Below are 5,798 nucleotides of genomic sequence, written 5' to 3'. Positions count from 1 at the left end.
TTGTTCTATGTCTATTACCCTGCCACTTATTGGTGATTTTTTTATTCTAGAGCTTCTCTTTTTTATTGTTATGTTATTCTTTAACTTAGACATAAGTTTAGACACCATATACATTTCATATATTATAAATGCTATATTAAGTAGTACTTGTATCATAAAGTTATTTTCATAACTTTCAAATCCAAAAATATATATTGAAAATACTCTTATAAGTATTAAGGATACTAAATGAATTGTAAATATAAAAGATAAATTTTTAAAATCATTATCTAAATTAATTTTTTTTATATTATTAAGTATTCTTAGATTATTATCATTCTTACATTTTCTTATATCTATATATATCTGTCTAAATATATTTTTATTTAATAGTAGTGGTAACACAATAATTAGGGTCAGTACTATCATCAAACATGTATCATATATATACATATCAAATCCCTTCTGTACTTTTTGTCTAAATAAAAACATTAAAATATATGTAGTAGAAAATATAATTCCACTTACATTAATTCTCGATTCCCTTTTTTTAGTTATTATAGTATAAATACTCAGAATAAATACTAAAGCTGATGCAAAATATATAATTGTGCTATAATTTGTAAATGCTAATAATATTATCGGAGATATTATATATACTATTGAGTCAGATAATAGCTTATTTTTCAAAATGCCCTCCCCCTTTAAATGATTGTCTATTAATTATCATTTATATAATTCTACTTTTATCAAATAAACCCTCTTAAACTTTACTTTATGAGTATATTAAATTTTCCTAGAATATTTATTCTTTCGATTTTTAATCTAGTTTACAACATTTATTGGATTTATATTTTCATTATTTATTATAGTTTCAAAATGAAGATGATTTCCTGTCGAATTTCCAGTTGTACCTACTTTTGCAATAACCTGTCCAGCTTTAACTACATCTCCTTCTTCAACTACATTTGAATTATTATGTGCATATAAAGTTTCTTTTCCATCAAAATGTTTTATTTTAATTACATTTCCATATCCATTCATTACTCCTGAGAATGAAATTATACCATCATCACAAGATAATATATCTGTATCCTGTGGAGCTGGGATATCTATCCCTTTGTGAAAACTTTGTTTACCTGTAATTGGATGAATTCTTTGTCCAAATGGAGAACTTATTTCTTTATATGATTTAACTGGCCATATTCCTTTTAAATATTCCGTGTTGTTTAAACTAAGCTCTTCTTTTTTTTCTTCCTCTATTTGCTTTTCTAATTTAACACTTTCTATCATATAATCTTGTAATTTAGATTCTAGTTCAATTTTCTTTTTTGCTAAATTTTCTAGCTCAGTTTTTTCTATGTATTCTTTTGATACTGTACTTGTTTGCACAAAGCTTACAGTTACAACTTCTACCTGAGTATTATTATTTTTACACTCTACCATTGAATTAATTTCATTTTGTAAATTTTCAATTTCTAAACTTAATTCTTTTTGGATATCTTTATTTTCAATTAATAAGCCTATTTTATTTTCTAATTCAATAGCGTATACATTAGAATCTTCTTTTTTATAAACAGAAAATCCTAAAACTAAAGTTGCAAATACTGCAATAAACCTTATATATTTTTTCATATATTTTCACTCCTTTTTTAACCATTTATTAATATTGACATGTTTTTTTTATTTTATTACATATTTTTTTGTACTAACATATTCTATAAATTTAAATATTATATATTATTAATATACTTTTATTTGTAACTAATATAGTGATGGAGGTTCTATAATGGTTAAAATTTATAGTTTATTATTTGGTATTATAGCCTCAGTGTCTATATCTCTTTATTCATTTATGTATATACTTAGAAATATTTATTATTATTTTGAAAATAAGTCTTTAAGGAGGTTCATAAATAAACTTTTACCATTTTTTTCAAAATACAATTCTTTATTATTAGTGTTAGCTTTAGTTAGCTCTATACTTCATATATTAGGTATATTTATTAATACACCTATTCTTAACACAGGATATGCAGTTTTTTTTATATTACTTCTGGTTACTAAATTCACTTTCTTTGGATCTAAAAATTCTAATAATAGCTATATACTAAATGTTCTTTCTTATTTACTTTTATTTGCTTTAGTTATCCATTACTTTATATAAATATATCTTTATATAAAATTTAATTTTTGAAATGTAAAAAAGAGGACCTCTCCTTATATAAGTGTCCTCTTTCCTTTTTGTTGCTTAATATATATTTTTCTTATATCTTACATATAATTGTTGTATTTCTTCCATATTAGCTTTTAATTCTAATTGTAAATTTGAAGCTCTTGCATAATCTTTAACTTCCAATGCTTCCTTTATTTGAGTAAATAAAGATTTTTTTGTTAGTGTATCTTTCATTACATTAAACTTTATATCAGCTATAGAATTCCACATAACCTCATCTAAAGCATCCCTATTTTCTTTTTCATGTAATTTTGAATAACTTCTTATGCTATCCATAGCATCATCAATTATCCTATTACTTAATTCTTTTTTCCATTTCTTTATAGCCCCAACCTTAAATGATTCTATTATAGCATCTGTAAATACATTTCCTTGTTTTAATGAGTCTAACTTGTTTTTATACTTTTCAAGATTTTGCATATTTTCATAAACTGTCGCTGGTGGAACTGAGAATCTTTCATTTCTTTCTTCCATTGTATAATGCTCAAATACATCATTTTCATCTCTATACATTCTATCTTTTTCTAAATAGAACCCCTCTTCACCTAGTCCCTTGCTCAATTCTTTTTCAAGGTCTTTAGTTGATAATTTACTTTGAGCACTAGCCTTTATACCATCTAACATAACTTGATAACATCCAGCTAAAACTAAATATGTATTTGATAATGGATTTGGTGATCTTAATTCAAATCTTACAGTTTTAGGATTTTTTATATCCCTAATTAATCCTACAAGTACTGATCTATTTCTTGATGGTATTTCATAACTATGACCTAATGAAGTTACCGTACAAACAGGTGCTTCAAATCCAGGAACTAATCTATTAAATCCATCATTTGTAGATGTTACAAATGGATTTAATACTTCATAGTTACGAAGTAATCCCATAAGTGCTCCATATCCTAACTCACTTAAATAATCATTTTTCATATCTTTTGGTGCAAATATATTTACTATTTTTCCGTTCTTAAGCTTTGCACTAGCACCAACATGAGTATGCCCTCCGCTACCAGCAACTCCATGTATTGGTTTAGCTTTGAATGTAACTTCTAACCCATTTGATGTAAATATATCTTCTATAACTTCTCTTACTATTAATTCACTATCTGCAGCTTGAAGAGGAGATGAAAATTTCCATGATATTTCTAGCTGTTCCATAGCGTGATTAGTCTTCCCATCTATACTTATAGAACTGTTTATTCCTCCAACTTCCTTATGAGCCATTTCTGGATTTACCCCTATATTTTGAAGTGCAATTAAACTTTTCTCTAAACAAGTTCTAATTATACCATGAGTTCTTTTCCAATACTGCTCTTTTAGACTTTGAGATACATATAACTTTTCTAAATCAGCTTTATCTTCTGGAGTATTTACCCAAAATTCTAACTCTGTAGCTGATGTTAATATTATATTTTCTATATCCGATACACTATCTATCCCTATGTTATTTATAACATGAGGATATTTTTCAAATATTTCAAATAATGATGCTTTAAAATAATTTTCTGCTCTTTGTAAAACCCCTCTTGAACATACTTTCTTATTATCATGTATTAAAAATGCTGGTATTCTAAGTGTACCTATTGGTAAATTTAATTCACTATCAATATGTTCCATATTATAATCTATATACCACTTACAATCTGAATCTGGCTTTAGATCTACTTTTGCATTATTTAAAGTAGCTATATTGTAAAGCTCAACACTTGAACCATCTGTTTGAACTGCTGATTCTAAAAAGTCATTTATATCTTCTAAAAATAACTCTACAGGTATTTTTTCATCAGTTGCATTTCCACCTAGATCTATCCCCATAAGTGATACAAATTTTATTTGCGGATTTGATGTTAAAATCTCTTTTAAATCTTTTTCATTATGTTTTTCTTTTTCTATCGTATATAATAAGCCTTTCATACTGTCACTCCCCTAATTTTCAATATCGTATTTTATCTTGTTATCCAACATTTTTATTCGTATTTTTATTTATACTTATTATATATTAGATATATAAAGTTCGCAATATTTTTTATTTTTTTATTTTATATAAATACTTATATTTAAAAGTTTAACTTTTATATAAATATAGGGTATACTAAAAATATAAAAATATTTTGGTATACTAAACAATATAGTTATTAATCATATACTTTTTGTAATATAAATTTAATATATTAGTTACTTAATTTAGGAGAGAATTATTATGGAATATGTAGTTTTCGATTTAGAGTTTAACCAGGGCTTTGATAAAACTCTTAATAAGACAGTGTCTAATGAAAGGTGTCCATTTGAAATAATTCAAATAGGTGCTATAAAATTAGATTCTCATTTTAATATAATAGATACTTTTAATAGCTATGTTAAGCCACAGCTATATAAATCTATACACCCTTTTGTAGGCAAAATGACTGGAATTAAATCTGAAGATGTTATGGATGCACCCTCATTTCCTCAAGTATATAAAGAATTTAAAAAATTTGTATCTACCAAGAAAAATACAGTTCTTTGTGTATGGGGAACAGGAGACTTAAAAGAATTATTCAGAAATATAACTTACTATGATTTACCTTATAAAACTCTTACAAAGTCATATATAAATATTCAACACTACGCATCTAGATACTTTAATAATCCCGCTGGTAAAAGTATCGGCCTTCAAAATGCTATACAAATATTAAATTTAGATCAGGATAAATCTTATCATAATGCTTTAAATGATGCTTATTATACAGCTCAAGTATTTATAAGAATATATAATCCAAGTATAGTTCCTGATGTTTATATGTATACTACAGTTAAGCCGTCTTCAGCAAAAAAGAATATTAAAAAGCAAATTAATTATGATAAGCTATTTGCTGAATTTGCTAAGATTCTTCAAAGAGATTTAACCAAAGAGGATAAAAAAATAATAGATCTAGCTTATAAAATGGGTAAAACAAACCAGTTTTTAACTGAGTCAACCATATATAAAAAAAGATAGACAATAAATTTGTCTATCTTTTTTATAATTATATGTTTATAAATATCATCTTTATAGCTTCATATTGTGCAAACTCTACACTTACAATCCCTTTTTTATCCTCTCGAGAATGTATAGTGTTTCCTATAAATACATCACCTTCATAAAAATCATCACATTCTCTTTCTAAAAACTCTATAAGATCATGTACTTTTATTGAGTTTTGCTCTGACTTTAATAAAGATATACTATTTACTTCATGATTTTTATATATTGATTCTATACCATATAAAAGGTTGTCCTCTTTTATGTATACAACTTCTCCACCTAATTCTTTTCCTTTTATTAATTTATTTTTAAAATCTAATAAATTCATTAATAAATATACCCCCTAATAATAAAATATTTAATAACCTTATACATTATATTATCCTACAGTATATTTTATTAATAATTTTATATAATTATGATATAAATTAATACTATTTTAAAACTAATTCAACGGGGCAGTGATCTGATCCCAATATTTCAGTGTGTATATCTGCACTAACTAATCTATCTTTTAATTTTTCAGATGCTAAGAAATAGTCAATTCTCCATCCTGAGTTATTTTTGCTTGCATTGAAT

Annotated in this window: 5 protein-coding genes and 1 pseudogene; 1 reads left to right on the top strand and 5 read right to left on the bottom strand. The window is 25.1% G+C overall.

Annotation, left to right across the window (positions count from 1 at the left end):
* From Q5F54_RS09775 to Q5F54_RS09765, 3 genes are all read right to left on the bottom strand, one after another.
* Window positions 1–669 (bottom strand): hypothetical protein (locus tag Q5F54_RS09775; RefSeq protein ID WP_302334333.1); only part of this gene is annotated, 669 nt, incomplete at its 3' end.
* A gap of 135 nt (window positions 670–804) precedes the next feature.
* Window positions 805–1,614 carry a M23 family metallopeptidase gene (locus tag Q5F54_RS09770; protein ID WP_281537983.1) on the bottom strand — a complete coding sequence of 270 codons (810 nt, stop codon included), beginning with the start codon at window positions 1,612–1,614 and terminating at the stop codon, window positions 805–807.
* A 616-nt stretch (window positions 1,615–2,230) separates the two neighbouring features.
* A complete protein-coding gene (locus Q5F54_RS09765; RefSeq protein WP_281537579.1) occupies window positions 2,231–4,129 on the bottom strand; it encodes a glutamine synthetase in 1,899 nt (632 codons plus the stop codon).
* 286 nt (window positions 4,130–4,415) lie between these two features.
* Here Q5F54_RS09765 and Q5F54_RS09760 point away from each other — a divergent pair, with 286 nt between their 5' ends.
* Window positions 4,416–5,192 carry a 3'-5' exonuclease gene (locus Q5F54_RS09760; protein WP_071119809.1) on the top strand — a complete coding sequence of 259 codons (777 nt, stop codon included), beginning with the start codon at window positions 4,416–4,418 and terminating at the stop codon, window positions 5,190–5,192.
* Window positions 5,193–5,220: 28 nt separating this feature from the next.
* On the opposite strand, the gene Q5F54_RS09755 is transcribed toward Q5F54_RS09760, so the two are convergent.
* Together Q5F54_RS09755 and Q5F54_RS13150 are read right to left on the bottom strand one after the other, a co-directional pair.
* On the bottom strand, window positions 5,221–5,547 hold the full coding sequence (locus Q5F54_RS09755) for a hypothetical protein (RefSeq protein WP_071119807.1): 327 nt from the start codon (window positions 5,545–5,547) through the stop codon (window positions 5,221–5,223).
* A gap of 106 nt (window positions 5,548–5,653) precedes the next feature.
* A pseudogene (locus tag Q5F54_RS13150) lies at window positions 5,654–5,798 on the bottom strand (exodeoxyribonuclease III); the annotation flags it as partial.

It is taken from the genome of uncultured Romboutsia sp. (assembly GCF_958366745.1).
In the GTDB taxonomy this organism is placed as follows: domain Bacteria; phylum Bacillota; class Clostridia; order Peptostreptococcales; family Peptostreptococcaceae; genus Romboutsia; species Romboutsia timonensis.
This window is presented reverse-complemented; position numbering and strand designations above follow the sequence as displayed.

Coding starts and splice junctions, on each gene's coding strand:
- Q5F54_RS09755 (WP_071119807.1), bottom strand. CDS start 5,547: ATGAATTTATTAGATTTTAAAAATAAATTAATAAAAGGAAAAGAATTA.
- Q5F54_RS09770 (WP_281537983.1), bottom strand. CDS start 1,614: ATGAAAAAATATATAAGGTTTATTGCAGTATTTGCAACTTTAGTTTTA.
- Q5F54_RS09765 (WP_281537579.1), bottom strand. CDS start 4,129: ATGAAAGGCTTATTATATACGATAGAAAAAGAAAAACATAATGAAAAA.
- Q5F54_RS09760 (WP_071119809.1), top strand. CDS start 4,416: ATGGAATATGTAGTTTTCGATTTAGAGTTTAACCAGGGCTTTGATAAA.